This window comes from Enterococcus sp. 1001283B150225_161107_E12 (assembly GCF_015556925.1).
Taxonomy (GTDB): Bacteria; Bacillota; Bacilli; order Lactobacillales; family Enterococcaceae; genus Enterococcus_B; species Enterococcus_B mundtii.
This window is the reverse complement of record NZ_JADNNI010000014.1, coordinates 1-15,100: the sequence shown is the minus strand read 5'-3', so window position 1 is coordinate 15,100 and position 15,100 is coordinate 1. Positions and strand designations below refer to the sequence as shown.

Annotated in this window: 12 protein-coding genes; 10 read left to right on the top strand and 2 right to left on the bottom strand. The window is 38.8% G+C overall.

Translation table 11 applies throughout. The features are described 5' to 3' along the window. Position 1: 1 nt before the first annotated feature. Complete coding sequence (locus I2F89_RS10920) at positions 2-1,414, bottom strand: tagaturonate reductase (RefSeq protein WP_074801333.1); 1,413 nt, start codon at positions 1,412-1,414, stop codon at positions 2-4. Between the two features lie 372 nt (positions 1,415-1,786). Here I2F89_RS10920 and I2F89_RS10915 point away from each other — a divergent pair, with 372 nt between their 5' ends. After that, positions 1,787-3,976 (top strand): helix-turn-helix transcriptional regulator, encoded by a 2,190-nt coding sequence (locus I2F89_RS10915; RefSeq protein ID WP_195514321.1) that lies wholly within the window; start codon positions 1,787-1,789, stop codon positions 3,974-3,976. A gap of 164 nt (positions 3,977-4,140) precedes the next feature. Here I2F89_RS10915 and I2F89_RS10910 read toward each other — a convergent pair whose 3' ends face one another. After that, on the bottom strand, positions 4,141-5,013 hold the full coding sequence (locus I2F89_RS10910) for a carbohydrate ABC transporter permease (RefSeq protein WP_023520460.1): 873 nt from the start codon (positions 5,011-5,013) through the stop codon (positions 4,141-4,143). Positions 5,014-5,296: 283 nt separating this feature from the next. Here I2F89_RS10910 and I2F89_RS10905 point away from each other — a divergent pair, with 283 nt between their 5' ends. The 9 genes from I2F89_RS10905 (at position 5,297) to I2F89_RS10865 (ending at position 14,696) form a co-directional block, all read left to right on the top strand. Continuing rightward, entirely contained in the window at positions 5,297-6,268 is a 972-nt protein-coding gene (locus tag I2F89_RS10905) for an ABC transporter permease (RefSeq protein WP_074801325.1), read from the top strand. 15 nt (positions 6,269-6,283) lie between these two features. Continuing rightward, positions 6,284-6,925, top strand: coding sequence for a YesL family protein (locus tag I2F89_RS10900; RefSeq protein WP_071867557.1), 642 nt, complete (start codon positions 6,284-6,286; stop codon positions 6,923-6,925). Next, positions 6,922-8,427, top strand: coding sequence for an extracellular solute-binding protein (locus tag I2F89_RS10895; RefSeq protein ID WP_071867558.1), 1,506 nt, complete (start codon positions 6,922-6,924; stop codon positions 8,425-8,427). The genes I2F89_RS10900 and I2F89_RS10895 overlap by 4 nt, the downstream gene beginning before the upstream one ends. A gap of 82 nt (positions 8,428-8,509) precedes the next feature. After that, on the top strand, positions 8,510-9,613 hold the full coding sequence (locus I2F89_RS10890; RefSeq protein WP_071867559.1) for a glycoside hydrolase family 88/105 protein: 1,104 nt from the start codon (positions 8,510-8,512) through the stop codon (positions 9,611-9,613). Then, positions 9,610-10,929 (top strand): glycoside hydrolase family 28 protein, encoded by a 1,320-nt coding sequence (locus I2F89_RS10885; protein ID WP_161642628.1) that lies wholly within the window; start codon positions 9,610-9,612, stop codon positions 10,927-10,929. The genes I2F89_RS10890 and I2F89_RS10885 overlap by 4 nt, the downstream gene beginning before the upstream one ends. Positions 10,930-10,934: 5 nt before the next feature. Further along, positions 10,935-11,816 carry an alpha/beta hydrolase family protein gene (locus I2F89_RS10880; RefSeq protein WP_086335592.1) on the top strand — a complete coding sequence of 294 codons (882 nt, stop codon included), beginning with the start codon at positions 10,935-10,937 and terminating at the stop codon, positions 11,814-11,816. Then, entirely contained in the window at positions 11,816-12,721 is a 906-nt protein-coding gene (locus I2F89_RS10875; protein WP_195514320.1) for a pectinesterase family protein, read from the top strand. The genes I2F89_RS10880 and I2F89_RS10875 overlap by 1 nt, the downstream gene beginning before the upstream one ends. Further along, the gene (locus I2F89_RS10870) at positions 12,722-13,147 is read left to right on the top strand and encodes a DUF4064 domain-containing protein (RefSeq protein ID WP_071867563.1); all 426 of its coding nucleotides are present in this window, start codon (positions 12,722-12,724) and stop codon (positions 13,145-13,147) included. Continuing rightward, positions 13,134-14,696 (top strand): glycoside hydrolase family 43 protein, encoded by a 1,563-nt coding sequence (locus I2F89_RS10865; RefSeq protein ID WP_086335594.1) that lies wholly within the window; start codon positions 13,134-13,136, stop codon positions 14,694-14,696. Before I2F89_RS10870 ends, I2F89_RS10865 begins: the two co-directional genes overlap by 14 nt. The last annotated feature ends 404 nt before the right edge of the window (positions 14,697-15,100 follow it).

Genomic DNA, 15,100 nt, shown 5'->3' with positions numbered 1-15,100 from the left:
TTCATCCTTTCAATTCATATAATACGTTACGAATGCCTTTTTGATCGATCTCTGTCACGTAATGTGAAACTGTTTCTGTTAAATCAGGAAGTACGGATAGATCTTCGCCCCAAAGCGTTGGATTTTTCAATAGTTGAAGGACAGCAGTCTCTGGCTCAGCCCAAGCTTCAGCGAAACTAGCGAGTACCATTGGGTCATCGTTTACATGGATTTTCGAATGATCGGCACGATAAAGCAAGATCAAGGCAGCAAATGAGACAGTCAGATAGGAAGGAAGTGCTTCCCTTTTTTCAATGTATTTTTTTAGAATAGGTAGTAATCGTGTTTGAAATTTGGCAACACTGTTCAAAGCAATCGCATGTAATTGATGATGTGCAAAAGGATTTAAGAACCGTTCGTTGATTTGTCTAGCGTATGCCAGCAACTCTTCTTCAGGTAAGCGTAGCATTGGGATCAATTCCCTAGTCACTAATGTGTTGATGTAATCGGATAGTAGAGGATCTTTCATGACTTCTTCGACTGTTGAGACGTTTGACAGTAGACCAATCGCCACCATTGCAGTATGAGGACCGTTGAGTAGATGGACTTTTCGTTCACGATAGGGCGTCAAATCATCAGTCAAGACAACATTCAGACCTGCTTTTTTTAATGGTAAGTGTTCATTCAATTCCTCCGGTGCTTCGATCACCCACAACATAAATGGTTCAGCTTTTACCAACAGTTGATCGTCATATCCCAATCGTTGGTGCAGTTCATCGATTTCATCTCTCGGGAACCCAGGAACGATCCGATCCACCAAACTACAATAAAAATGATTTTCTTGGTGTAACCAATCGATAAATTCTGTTTCAAGCTGCCAATTTTTTGCATACTGTAAAACGAATTTTTTTAAAAGCTCTGCATTGCGATCAATCAGTTCGCATGGGATGATCGTGAGTCCATTTTTATTCATTTTGAATCGATGATACAAAAAGGCAGTCAATTTTGCGGGGAAGCTTGTTGGGGGGAGATCATTTTGCGTATCGGCTTCATGATAACTAATACCAGCTTCTGTCGTATTAGAAAAGACAAAGGCTAATTCATCGATTTCTGCCAATGCGAGGAACTCTTGCCATTGCTCGTAAGGGTTGAGCGTACGGTCGATCACAGTGATCGGCTCTGTCGTATCGATGACTTTACCATCAATTAACCCTTGGAGTAGAACTGTATAGAGTTGATCTTGTTCAGCCAGCTTGTCACTTAGTCCGTGAGCTAGTGGTTGGACGATTGCAACATTTCCTTGATAGAGGCCTTGATTGTTTAACTGCTGAAGTTGCCAATCAACGAATCCTCTCATAAAATTCCCTTCACCAAACTGTAGACAAGTAATTGCAGCTTGATTTTTAGGGTATTGCTTTTTAGTTAATCTTTCCATTGAATGATTTCCTTTCTGTGAGACAAAAATTTTATGATAAAAATCTCTGAAACGTAACGAGAATTATCAATAGTTGTTATTTTTATGACGGCTACATGCTTATTTTTCACGAATTTGGTGTTTTTTGTTGATAGCAAAATCTATTGCTCGTGTTCATGCTTAAATCAATCAATTGGTGGCGCATTCATCGTAATATGAATAGAAGTTTTAGTCAACATAGCTTGATATCGTTAGGTTTGACTCTTTCAAAAAAACTTATGTTTTTAAATAGTAGTATGTTAATCTGAAAGAGTGAAGATACTCATTGCTTTAGAAGATAATCAATTTTACATAAAATGTAAGCCTTTTAATTTCGGGAGGAGAGGAAGTTTGATGAAAAATAAAATGTTGTTTTATCAAATGTTTTTACCGATTTTTATTATCGGTATGGTACTGGTCATTGGCTTTAGCTTATTTATCTATACCAACACCTATGACTCGATTGAAGAGAACTATTTACTAGATAAACAAAATCTATTGAAACAAATCAAAACAAATGTAGAATGGAAGTTTCGAACGATCGAGTATTCTTTCGCTACATACGGCTCCACTAAAAACTTCTCCGAAATATTTCAATCTCCTTTGAATCATACCGACTACACTATTTATTCCGAAGTACGAAAAGAACTTAATTTTATTGAAACGATCGCAATGGAGGAAAATGCGTTCAAGTTAGTCAGCCTAAAAGGCGGTTGGGGTGTCGTGAATGGGTCGCTGAATCAACTATCACCACAAGAAGTGACTGATTTAAAAGCCCAGTACGTCCATCAGGATCAACAAGTTTTTTGGACGAAACAACCAGATGGAATTGAAATGGTTGTTGCATTACCTAAAGCAGTCAGTGAAAAGTATGCGCTAGGTTTTGCTTCGATCGACCATCAGGCGCTGAAACGAATCATTGAACGAAGCAATGAAGACCGCTTAACGATCTATTATGGAGCAGAGATACTTTTTACTGATGCTGAATCATCAAAAGAAGGGATGATAACAGTCCAAAATATCGAAGCGAATGTACCAACAGTGGTTCAAAGAAATGGTCGGAATTTCATCTTGCTCCAATCTGATTACAATCAATGGCAGTATCAATTAGAGATCGATCCTGCAACTATAGGTACGACTGTCCGAAACTTGCAAATCGGATTAGCCACTGTATCCTTTACTTTGATCATTTTACTGGGGGGCTTGTCCTATATCTTTTCTGAACGATATGTTCGTCCTATCAGTCAGATTCAAGACCGACTGAATCTCCATTCGGAAGGCTTGTCTGGGAAGAAATTAGAGAACGTTGTCCAGTCAGTGAGCCAAGTAATTGGTGAAAATGAATTATTAAGTGCGAATTTGATTACACAGAAACCACAACTAGAAACTTTATTTGTCTTGAGCCTCTTTAGAAATCGTGTGGAAAAACGGGAATTGGATCAACGATTACAGCAGTTCAACTATGACTCGCAAAATGAATGTTACTATACAGCAATCGTGCAGATCGATCTTTTAGAAGAGAGCCATGGAGGAGAACGAGATTTATTACTATTGGCTATCAACCAAATGATTGCTGAGATTGTTCCTAAAGAAGAACGAATGATTCCTATCGTGCTAAACGAAGAAATGCAAGCAACGATTTATCGAAGTCCAAAGGAAGAAGTATTCGCGAATAAAAAAGTAATGGATCACTGTCGCCAGATACAAAAAATGATTCAAGAATATCTCAAATTGACTGTTAGCATTGGGATCAGTGATTGTTTTACTACGCTGAATGACAGTAAGCAATCTGTCGACCAAGCGAAAGAAGCCTTATATCATCGGGTAAACACTGGACCAAATTCAATTGTGTTCTACCATGAAATCATCTCAGAGCAACAGGAGAAGACACTGATCAAATATCCGATGGAAAAACAAAATCGTTTATTTGAAGCAATCCGTTCAGGAAACGAACACGTCAGTTGCCTTCTTCACGAATTGATCGTTGAGATGTTCACTCAAAATAAAAATCGATTGAATCGAGAAGTTGTAGCTATTCGTTTAGTCAATGAATTTGTTCAGTTGGGGCAACTATTGGGTGTGAATATTACGCAGTTTGAAGAATTGAAGCAAATATATGTTAAGGTGTTATATACTTATCATCCTCAAGAACTTGAACAATTGCTGTTAGAACAATTTGTTCAACCGATCACAAAAAACTCTCAAGAAATCACGGAGCAAGAGTTTAAATCGTTATCAGAAAAAATGATCCATATCATCTATAGCGAATATGATTGTGATCTGTCGCTAGACATGGTGGCAGATCGCCTTCATTATAATCCTAACTATTTGAGTAACGTGTTTAAAAAAGAAACCGGTGAAAACTTTGGAGATTTCATTCAGAACTATCGCTTAGAGATCGCTAAGAAGTGGTTGACGGAGACGACGTTATCCGTGAAAGAAATAGCAGAAAGACTCAAATATCGTAACTCACAAAATTTTATTCGCTTTTTCAAAAAGAAAGAATCCGTCACTCCTGGTGAGTACCGTAAGAAAAACCGCTGAGGACAACTTAGTGACACCGATCATTAAAGTCCTACATGAGTTACTCAGGAAAAATATTTGTTTTTATTGTGAGGAATAGCACGATCTTTGAAAAATTAGTTTTTCCTAGATCGTGCTATTTAAATGAATAATTAATTTTAAGCGTATCTTTAAGTATGAAAGGGTCAACCTTTGACAGAGCCGACCAATGCCCCTTTTACAAAGTACTTTTGAACAAATGGATAAGCAACCAACATTGGCACTGTAGCAATCACGATGACGGCCATTTTGATCGTTTGTGCCGGTGGAATGATATCGACAGCACTACTTTCTGCCTGCATCCCGCTTGACACGATCACGATTTGACGTAACAAGATTTGAATCGGCCATTTTGAAGAATCGTTAATGTATAAAATCGCCGTCATATAAGTATTCCAATAGGTCACAGCATAAAAAAGTGAAATCGTCGCAATGGAAGGTAAAGCAAGGGGCAACATAATTTTGAAAAAGACTCCAAAATCAGTACAGCCATCCATTTTGGCAGATTCTTCTAAACTATTAGGTAAAGCTTGAAAAAAGTTACGCATGATGATCATGTTCATGGCGTTGACAGTTACAGGTAAAATCATCGACCAGTACGAATTGATCAATCCCAAGGAGCGCACCACTAAGAATGTCGGGATCATTCCACCACTAAAGAGCATGGAAAAGACAACCATAAAGTTAAAAAATCCTCGCCCAAAAAGATATTTACGTGATAATCCATAGGCCATCAATGAAGTCACGCACATGCTGACGACCGTCCCAAGCCCAGTAACCCCAATAGAAACAGCTAAAGCTCGGAAAATCGTTGGTGTAGATAAGATGTAACGATAGGCATCTAAAGAAAACGTAGTAGGGAAAAGGATGAATTTTTTTGCTACGACTTCTTGTGTAGAAGCAAATGAAGTGGCGATGATATTTAAAAACGGTACGATACAGATCAAAGCTAATAATAGTAGAAAAATGGAATTAAAAATCGTAAAGCTTTTTTCTCCAAGCGAAACCTTTTTTTTCATTTAGAGAGAACCCTCCTTAAACCATAAGTATTTTTGTACCTCCAATCTATCATCTGCTTGAAATTACGTACATAATCATTTTTTAGGGAAGGAAAATCATGAGGTTTCATATAGCTGCAACGGGCATTCCCTAAAAAATCGATCAGATGAAGCGGAAAGTGAGGAATCAAGTGATGATCGCCAGTTACCTACGTCAGTGAAAATGATTATATACGGAATTACTTTTCTTCCTTTATGCTGTGGATAGCGGTTAAAGTCACACAATGTTTAACAAGGAGGGCTTATGGAGAGTGTAAAAAGAGAGCTGGGTTCAATTACTTTATCAAAAAAGGAAGAACGAATAAAAAGAAGAAGGAAGACGATTGCTGGAATCAAAACGAATAAATTTTTGTACTTGATGATTCTTCCAGGAATCCTTTATTTCATTGTTTTCAGATATTTACCTATGGGTGGCTTAGTGATTGCGTTCCAAGACTATCAACCTTATCTGGGGATTCTTGGTAGTCCTTGGGTTGGTTTCAAGCACTTCATTCGATTATTTACTGAGCCAACATTTTTTATGCTGTTGAGGAATACGCTGATTTTGTTTGGACTGAATATTTTTGTCTTTTTCCCAATGCCGATCATTCTGTCACTTCTATTGAATGAAGTAACGAACAAGCGATTCAAGAATAGTATCCAAACAATCATTTACATTCCGCATTTCATGTCTTGGGTCATCATCGTCTCAATCACCTATGTCTTTTTGAATGTGGACGGTGGGGTCATCAATGAATTTTTGGCCAGTATTGGGCTAGATAAAATAAGTTTTTTGACGTCGCCTGACTGGACACGAACAGTCTACATTGGACAGGTGATTTGGAAAGAACTAGGGTGGTCAACGATCATTTATCTCTCTGCAATCACCGCAGTAGATACGCAATTATATGAAGCAGCCGAAATGGATGGGGCAGGACGTTTACGTAAGACGTGGCATGTGACATTACCTGCGATCCGTCCAGTGATCATTACCTTGTTGATTTTAAAAATTGGTCAAACACTTGACTTAGGATTTGAGCATATGTACTTACTACTCAATTCATTGAATCGCAGTGTGGCAGAGATTTTTGATACATATATCTATACTGCTGGATTGAAAAATGGACAATTAAGTTTTAGTACTTCAATGGGCTTATTCAAAGGTGTAGTGGGCTTGTTTATGGTCGTACTTGCGAACAAGGTAGCAAAAAAATTGGGTGAAGACGGTGTGTACTAGAAAAGGAGCAAACAGATGTTGCAAAAGTTAGAGAGTACAAATAAAAATTTGATCAGACTCCTGCAACTCGTTTACTTAAATTTTTTGTGGGGAATATTAGTCGTTTTGGGTCTCGGACTATTCACTTTTGGTCCAGCGTCTTACGCAATGGTCTCAGTGATCCGAAAGTGGCTACGCTCATCTGAAGATTTTCCACTGACACATACGTACTTTCGCTATTTTAAAGAAAATTACAAAGAAACGTTGTTGATCAGTTGGTTATATTTTGCAGTTGCTTTCGTCCTGTACGTAGATCTTGCCTATATCCAAAATTGGTACTTACGCGTAGTGATTTTGGTCATCAGCTTTTTTTACGTGTTATCTGCGCTGTATATTTTCCCGATTATGGCCCATTACCAATGGCAAGGGATGTTTTATAAAATCAAAATGGCTTTTTTGTTTGGTTTTTCTCAGTTACATTATTCACTTGTTTTACTATTAATCATTATTGGCAGTTATGCGGTAATTATTCGCTTAGTGCCTGGTATGTTGACATTCATGGGGAGTAGCTTCTTCTTTTTTGCCATCACTTGGACAGCGGTGCAACTATTTGATCGTCTTAAAAAGAAAGAAGTAGCAATAGATAAAAATACATTCAGTGAAGGAGAACAATTATGAAGAAAAAAATGTTAGTAACAGCAGGAATCGGTTTGCTCAGCATACTTGCTTTATCAGCTTGTGGCAATGATTCAAGTGATACATCCGCAGATACAGAGGATGGAAAAACACGAATCACGTGGTTGAACATTTTACATACAGCTTCGCCGCCTAATGATACGATCGTTGATAAAATCGAGGAGAAAACCAATTCAGAATTGACGTTCAACTGGATTCCTGATGCGTCAAAAGAGGAACGGTTGACCACTGCATTAGCTTCAAATGAGCTGGGAGATATCGTAACACTACAAATTGCTATGTTAAAAAATTCCTCTGTGCGAAATGCGTTAAAGTCCGGTGTTTTCTGGGATGTGTCTGATTATTTAGCTGACTACAAAAATTTAAGTAAGATATCAGAGGATCGAATCGAAGCGGCAAGTATCGATGGTGCACTATATGGCGTACCTATGCAAAAAGATTACGCTCGTGCAGGTTTAGTTATCCGAAAAGATTGGTTGGACAATCTAGGATTGGAAGTACCAGATACATTGGATGAACTTTATGAAGTAGCGAAGCAATTCACAGAAAATGATCCAGACGGCAATGGTGTCGATGATACAGTTGGTTTTGGCGATCGCGCCCCGAGTGATATCCGTTACACGAGCTTCAAATTATTTACATCGTATTACGGTGCACCGAATGGTTGGAAAGTAGAGAGTAACGGTCAATTTACACCTGAATTTGATACAGATGAGTATATGAAAGCGATGAATTTTTCTAGAGACTTATTTGAAAACGGTTACTTAGCGCAAGACTTTGCAGTGACTCAAAAGACAGATCAACAGGAACAATTTGCACAAGGTAAAACAGGGATCTATACCGGGATGATCGATATCAAAAACCTAAAAAATATGGGGAAAGATATTCAACCAGAGATGGAGCTTGTGCCAGTAAATAAAATATCAGATGGTGAAGATGGGGATTACCATGTATGGTCAGAAGGAAATGGCGTAGGGGGACTATTGGCATTTCCTAAATCCTCGGTCAAAGATGAAGCACAATTGAAGAAATTACTCCAGTTTGTCGATGATTTATTAGAAGAAGATATGTATAAATTGATGACAGGTGGTATTGAAGGAACACACTACCAATTGCAAGAAGATGGCGCGATTGAATACATCGACATGGATCTTTGGCAACAGGAAGTGCAACCATTATCCAGTTCAAGACCAAGTGAAGTTACATTTTCATTTAAAGATGCTGATCCAGAGAAAGAATTATCCAATCAATTAGTCAAAGAAAATGAACAGTTTGTTGTGTTAGATCCAACGGTTCCATTAGATTCAGAGAAAAACAATGAAGTCGGTTCAGAAATCGAAAAAATCATGATCGATGCAACTGTCCAGTATATTATGGGACAAATAGATGAAGATGGATTCAAACAAGCAATCAGCAATTGGCGTGCCCAAGGTGGCGATCAAATTGCTGAAGAATATGAAGAGGCTTATAAAGCTGCACAGTAATAGTAGATGTATCAAAGAAAGGGCTGTAACTATTCCAACCGCAGCCCTTTCTCTTTTAAAATGATTGATTGGAGGAAGAAGATTGAATTGGTCAGAGAAATTAGCAGATAGTATTATGGCACGTACACCTTATTTGTATCAAGATAAAGGATATGAACGAAAATGGTCATATGATTATGGTGTCGTTTTGAAAGGATTTCAGTTGTTATGGCTGAAAACGAAGGAGAAGAAGTACTTAGACTTTATTCAAACAAATATTGACTACTTCGTACAAGAAGATGGCTCGATCAAAGGCTATAAATTAGAAGAATACAATATCGATCATATCAATACTGGAAAACTGTTCTTTATCCTCTATAAAGAAACAGGAGATGAAAAATATCGCAAAGCAGCAGAAAATTGCGCCAAACAATTGTCGAATCATCCAAGGACCTCTGAAGGTGTGTTTTGGCATAAGGCGATCTATCCTTGGCAAATATGGTTAGATGGTTTGTATATGGGAGCGCCTTTTTATGCAGAATTTATCCAAACCTTTACGCCGAAAAAAGATTATCAAGATGTCTTACGTCAATTTGAGATCAGTTATCAGCGATTGTTCGACTCAAAAACGAATTTATTGTTCCATGCATGGGATGAAAAGATGAAGCAACCTTGGGCAGATCTAGAAACGGGATTATCCCATCATTTTTGGAGCCGCTCAATTGGTTGGTATTTGATGGCGTGTGTCGATACTTACGAGTTGTTGCATAAAGAAGTGGACTGTCGATTATTGGGGCAAATTGTGACATCCACATTGGAAGCATTATTGCCTTATCAATCAGAAACTGGCACCTGGTACCAAGTAACAACCGAAACGAAACGTAAAGGGAATTATTTAGAAGCTTCAGGAAGCAGTATGTTCGTTTATGCGATGGCAAAGGGGATTCGCTTAGGAATACTGGAGAAAGAAGTGTGGTTTCCTCAGTTGAAAAAATCTTATCAAGGTTTGTTTGATGAATTTGTTTTGGAAACAAAAGAAGGCTGGCTGAATCTGAATAAAAATTGCCAAGTTGCAGGTCTAGGCGGTGCAGACCAAAGAGATGGTTCTTATGCTTACTATATTAGTGAACCAATTGTATGTAACGATCAAAAAGGTGTTGGTGCCTTTTTGCAAGCCTTAGTAGAAGTGGAAGGTGTATCTAAGTGATAAATATTTTAAGCTTAGGTGCCTCAGTCGATAGACTCAACACGACGGTGATCCAACAAGCCATTGATCAAGTAGCCGAAGCAGGTGGGGGAAGAGTAATCATTCCAAGTGGGCAGTTTTTAACGGGGCCATTGTGCTTGAAAAGTAATGTGGAGTTGTATCTTTCTCCTGGAGCAGTATTGAAATTTACAGATGACCCAGCTCAGTATTCAGCTATTTTATCCAGCTGGGAGGGTGTACCTAAAAAGGTCTATGCTTCATGTATCTATGCGCAACATGCAGAAAATATTGCTGTCACTGGTTTAGGGAAATTAGATGGTAGTGGTCCTAGCTGGTGGCGCATTTTTCGAGAGGAGCATGAAACACTTGAGTACCCTCGGCCAAAATTGCTTGGTTTTGATCATTGTCGACGAGTAACAATTCGTGATATCCAGTTGGTCGACTCACCAAGTTGGACGATCCATCCGAATCATTGCCAAGATGTGACGATCGATCATGTAGTCATTTGTAATCCTGCTGATTCCCCGAACACAGATGGTATTGATCCAGAGTCTTGTCACAATGTGCATATCAGTAACTGCCATATTGATGTTGGGGATGACTGTATTGCAATCAAAGCAGGGACAGAGGATGCCGTTAATAAGGTACCTTGTCAAAATATCACGATCACCAATTGTACGATGGTACACGGTCATGGTGGCGTAGTGTTAGGAAGTGAAATGAGTGGCGGGATTCGGAATGTAACGATTTCGAACTGCGTATTCCAACAAACCGATCGTGGGATTCGATTAAAGACACGCCGAGGTCGAGGGGGGATGATCGAAGATGTCCGAGTAACTAATTTGATCATGGACCAAGTACTGTGTCCGTTTGTCATCAATCTTTATTATTTTTGCGGGCCTCGTGGCAAAGATCCTTACGTCTGGGACAAAGAAGTGTATCCAATCGATGAGCGAACGCCACAAGTTCGGCGTATTCATTTTTCATCGATCACTGCTAGAAATGTCCATGCTTCCGCAGGTTTTATTTATGGGTTAGCAGAACAAGCGGTTCAAGACATTTCTTTCGATCATGTCGATATATCAATGGCAAAAGATGCAAAAGTGGGAGTGCCAGCTATGATGACGGGTTTAGAACCCATGCGCCAACAAGGATTTTATGTGCGGTTTGGTAAACATATTTCTTTCCAGCAGATCACGATCAATCATCATGAAGGACCAGCAATCATGATTGAAGATTCGGAAGATATCGAAATTAAACGTATGCGATCGACAGAGTTGGATAAAAAGAATGTATCTATTATAGAAGGAACTTAAATAAAATGGAGTTGATTGAGTACTTAGGGAGAGACGCACGTTGCTTGAGACCGAGTGGTAGCTGTTTATCACAAAAAACCAACGATGATCAAGTAATTGAGTATTATCAATTGGCATTAAATGATCTTGAACCTGTTCCTGCCATTTATATTTATCCAGCAAAAAAGAGGGAGCCTCTGCCTGTTGTGATTTATCTGCACTCGCATGGTGGCGATTTTTCACTTGGAAAAAGTGAATTGTTAGAAGGTGCATCCTATTTTGTGGAACCTTCGTTTGCGAAGGTTTTGACGAGTATGGGATATGGGGTATGGGCAATCGATGCTTGGGGATTTGAAGAACGCAGTGGAATTGCTGAAAGTGAACTTTTTAAGCAATTCTTATTAACAGGACGAACACTTTGGGGAATGCGGATCTTTGATGTGCTAAGCTTGATCGATTACTTGGAAACACGAGAAGATATTGACACACAACGTATCGCAACGATGGGGTTATCTATGGGTGGACTATTAAGTTGGTGGACAAGTGCATTGGATGAACGTGTGAAAGTATGTATTGACCTAGCTAGCCAAGTAGAGGTTGAAACGCTCTTGAAACATCAGATGTTAGATTGCCACGGTTACTATTATTATATTCCTAATTTATTGAAGGAATATACGACCCTAGCTATCCAGCAAAAAATTGCTCCTCGTAAACGGCTTACTATAGTAGGGACAAACGATCGAATGTGTCCAACAGAAGGCGTCTATCACTTGAATAAACAGCTAGATTTGTATTATCAACAACTGGGAGTACCAATGAATTTTCAAGGACACTCTTTAAATGGTGGACACTTTGAAACACGTGACATGCGAAGTAAGTGGCAAGCATTTTTAAAGGAGCACCTGTAATGGAAACAGAAATCGTGATCGACCCATTCTCAGAGCAAGCAGACTATCAGACCATCCAAGCAGGAATTGCTAATCTTAGCTCATTGCCGGATAGCGTAAAAAAGACCATGATTATTCAAGAAGGTGTCTATCATGAATATGTCGAATGTCGGCTATCGAATTTCCAAATGCTAGGACAAGGAGAAGTACAGATTGTTGGGTGCCGTTTTGCGAAACAAACACTTTCATCTGGTGAAGCAAGAGAAACGTTTCGAACCGCGACGCTATTTCTTGAAGGAGAAAACATTCGTCTCGAAAATATACAGATCATCAATAACGCCGGTGCAGGAGAACAAGTGGGGCAAGCAGTCGCGCTGTTCAATCATGCTCATCAAGTCCAGTTGATCAATTGTCGATTGTGTGGGCAACAAGATACATTGTGCACAGGACCGTTGCCGGCTACACAAAAAGATGGTCGTCTCTTTCTTACACCAGTGACGAAGGAACGCAAGTATTGTCGACAATATTATGAACGATGTTGGATCGAAGGGACTGTCGATTTTATTTTTGGTGGAGCAGATGCGGTATTTGACCATTGTACCATCAAGAGTTTAGCGTGTTTTTCTAATGGCTATATCACAGCCGCTTCAACGGTAAAAGTACAAGAACGAGGTTTTCTTTTTTTTAGGTGTGCAATCGTTGCAGATTTCGAGGTGCCTTCTATCTATTTAGGCCGGCCTTGGCGTCCATATGCTCAGGTGACATTTGAAGAGTGTGATGTAGGAGCGCATGTCCACCAAAGTGGTTGGCATGATTGGGATGAGAAACAAAACAGACAAACAGCACGCTATTACGAAAAAAATAATAGATACCAAGGGGAAATTTGTCGTGAATCATGGATCACTGTTGAAACGGAGGACGATTAGATGACGAAAAAATGGGAAATAAGTTTTGGTTTGATCGGTGGATCTGCTGCTTTGTTGTTTTTCGGTGGAATTGCTGTAACGTTCAATCAAATGTCTCTTTCAAATTTTCGAGAAACCTATCAGGCTCTCTCGCTAGAGTACATTGGCAGTGTGGAAGAAACGTTTGAGTTATTAAGAAAAACAACAGGATTGTTTAGTGTGAGTCTGTTCCTCTCTTTGAGTGGATTATGTTTGGCTCTTTATTTATCGTTGAAGGGAAAAGCAAGTCCGATGGCAGCGCTCATTTATTTAGTTTCAGGAGTCTTGCTGTTGTTCGGTACACAATTCATTGCTTATCCTTTTGTCTTTTTCTATCTATTAGCAGCGGGTTCAAGTATGTATCGCCAAAAAATAGAGCAAAGGTGGGAAGCAGATGTTTCAAAGTAAAGCAATCAATCCAATCATTCGTGGATTTAATCCTGACCCGAATATTTTAAAAGTGGGTAGCTTTTATTATGTGATCGTTTCTTCTTTTGAATGGTTACCAGGCATTCGTGTATATGAGTCAACGGATCTAATCAATTGGGAACATAAAACGGATATTTTAACGAATCAAGTATCATTAAAGGGTCATCCAATCAATGGAAGTATCTGGGCGCCTCAAATCAGTTACTCAGATGGACGGTTTTATCTTGTTTATACAGATGTTAAAAGCGTAACACGTCCTTTTAAAGATGTTCACAACTACATGATGATTGCGGAAGATATCGAGGGACCTTGGGAGAATCCAATTTATCTAAATAGTAGTGGTTTTGATCCCTCTCTTTTTCATGATCCGCGTACAGGTAAGAAATGGCTGTTGAATGAAATCTGGGACTATCGACTAAAGACACCTAATAAATCTGCAGGGATCGTCATTCAAGAATATGATGCAAAACAAAAACAACTGGTCGGGCCGATTCACACGATCTTTACAGGCACGGAACTCGCAAAGACCGAAGCACCTCATCTCTACTATGTCAATGATTACTATTATTTGCTGACTGCTGAAGGTGGTACTGGTAGTGGACATGCCGTTACCGTTTGTCGTAGTCGTGATTTGTTAGGCCCTTACGAAGTTGATCCCCAAAATCCAATGTTGACAGCAAATGGTTACCCAAGCTCAAGCTTACAATGTGTAGGGCATGCAAGTTTGGTTCAAACAGAAGTCGACAGATGGTATATAGTCCATCTTTGTACTCGTCCTATCGAAGGCGTTGCTATCTTAGGTAGAGAAACAGCTATTCAAGAAGTGTATTGGACAGAAGACAATTGGTTGCGTATAAAAGAAGGAGGAAATGAACCAAGAGAGAGCGTCACCATTCCAACACAAGAGAAAGTGATCCAAAAGATCAATTCTTGTTTTTTTGATGATTTTGAAGGTAAAATGAAACAAAGTTGGAACGCTCGTCGTTGTTTACCAGACACAACTTGGTGCGATTTGACTAGTCGATATGGCTACTTAAGGATGCTCGCAGGAGAATCACTGCAGTCAATGTTTGACCAACACTTATTAGCGGTACGACAAACAACGTTTTCATTTATTGCACAAACTAAAATGGAATATGAGCCAAAGCACTTCAACCAAATGGCTGGACTACTTCTTTTTCTAAATGAAGAAAATTACTATTATTGCTGTTTGACCTGGGATGAAATGATAGGAAAGTGTCTCCGATTACTTAGTGCAGTTGAAGGCCATGTTACGATTAGCCCTGACATTTATCCGCTAAGAGGAAGAGAGACAGTGATCAAAGTAGTTGTTGAAAAGACTTTTGGGCAATTTTATGTGAAACGTTCGCAAGACTGGAAAAAAATCGGTGCTAAAATTGATGTGCAGACACTATCAGGTGGTTTTACAGGAAACTTTGTTGGCATAGGTGTGCATGATTTAAATGTAAGAGGAGGGAGCTATGCTGATTTTGATTATTTTAACTATCAGGAAATAGAAATGGAGTGAAATAAATAAAAAAAGATTAGGTGCAGTGAAAGTTAAATTTTACCTTGACCAATCTTTTTTTTAATGATAGTATAGTCAACGTTGCTGAAACATGAAAACAATCATGAAATTTGTTTAAAAGTTTTGTTGACAATCATATTTTCTTATGATAATATAACGAAGTTGGTTATGAGAGATAAGTTCATACGTGTTGATTTCGCAAAGAAAAAAACAAAATAAACTGTTGACAAATAACAAACGATAAGTTATGATAAGTGAGTTGCTAAAACGACCTCGTGAAAAACGAGTTCAAAAAACTTTTAAAAAATAGTTGACAATCATCCGAGGGTTTGCTAAGATATAAAAGTTGCTACGGCAATCACAAACGATAAGTTGAGGCAGTTGTGTTTCATTTATCACGTAGA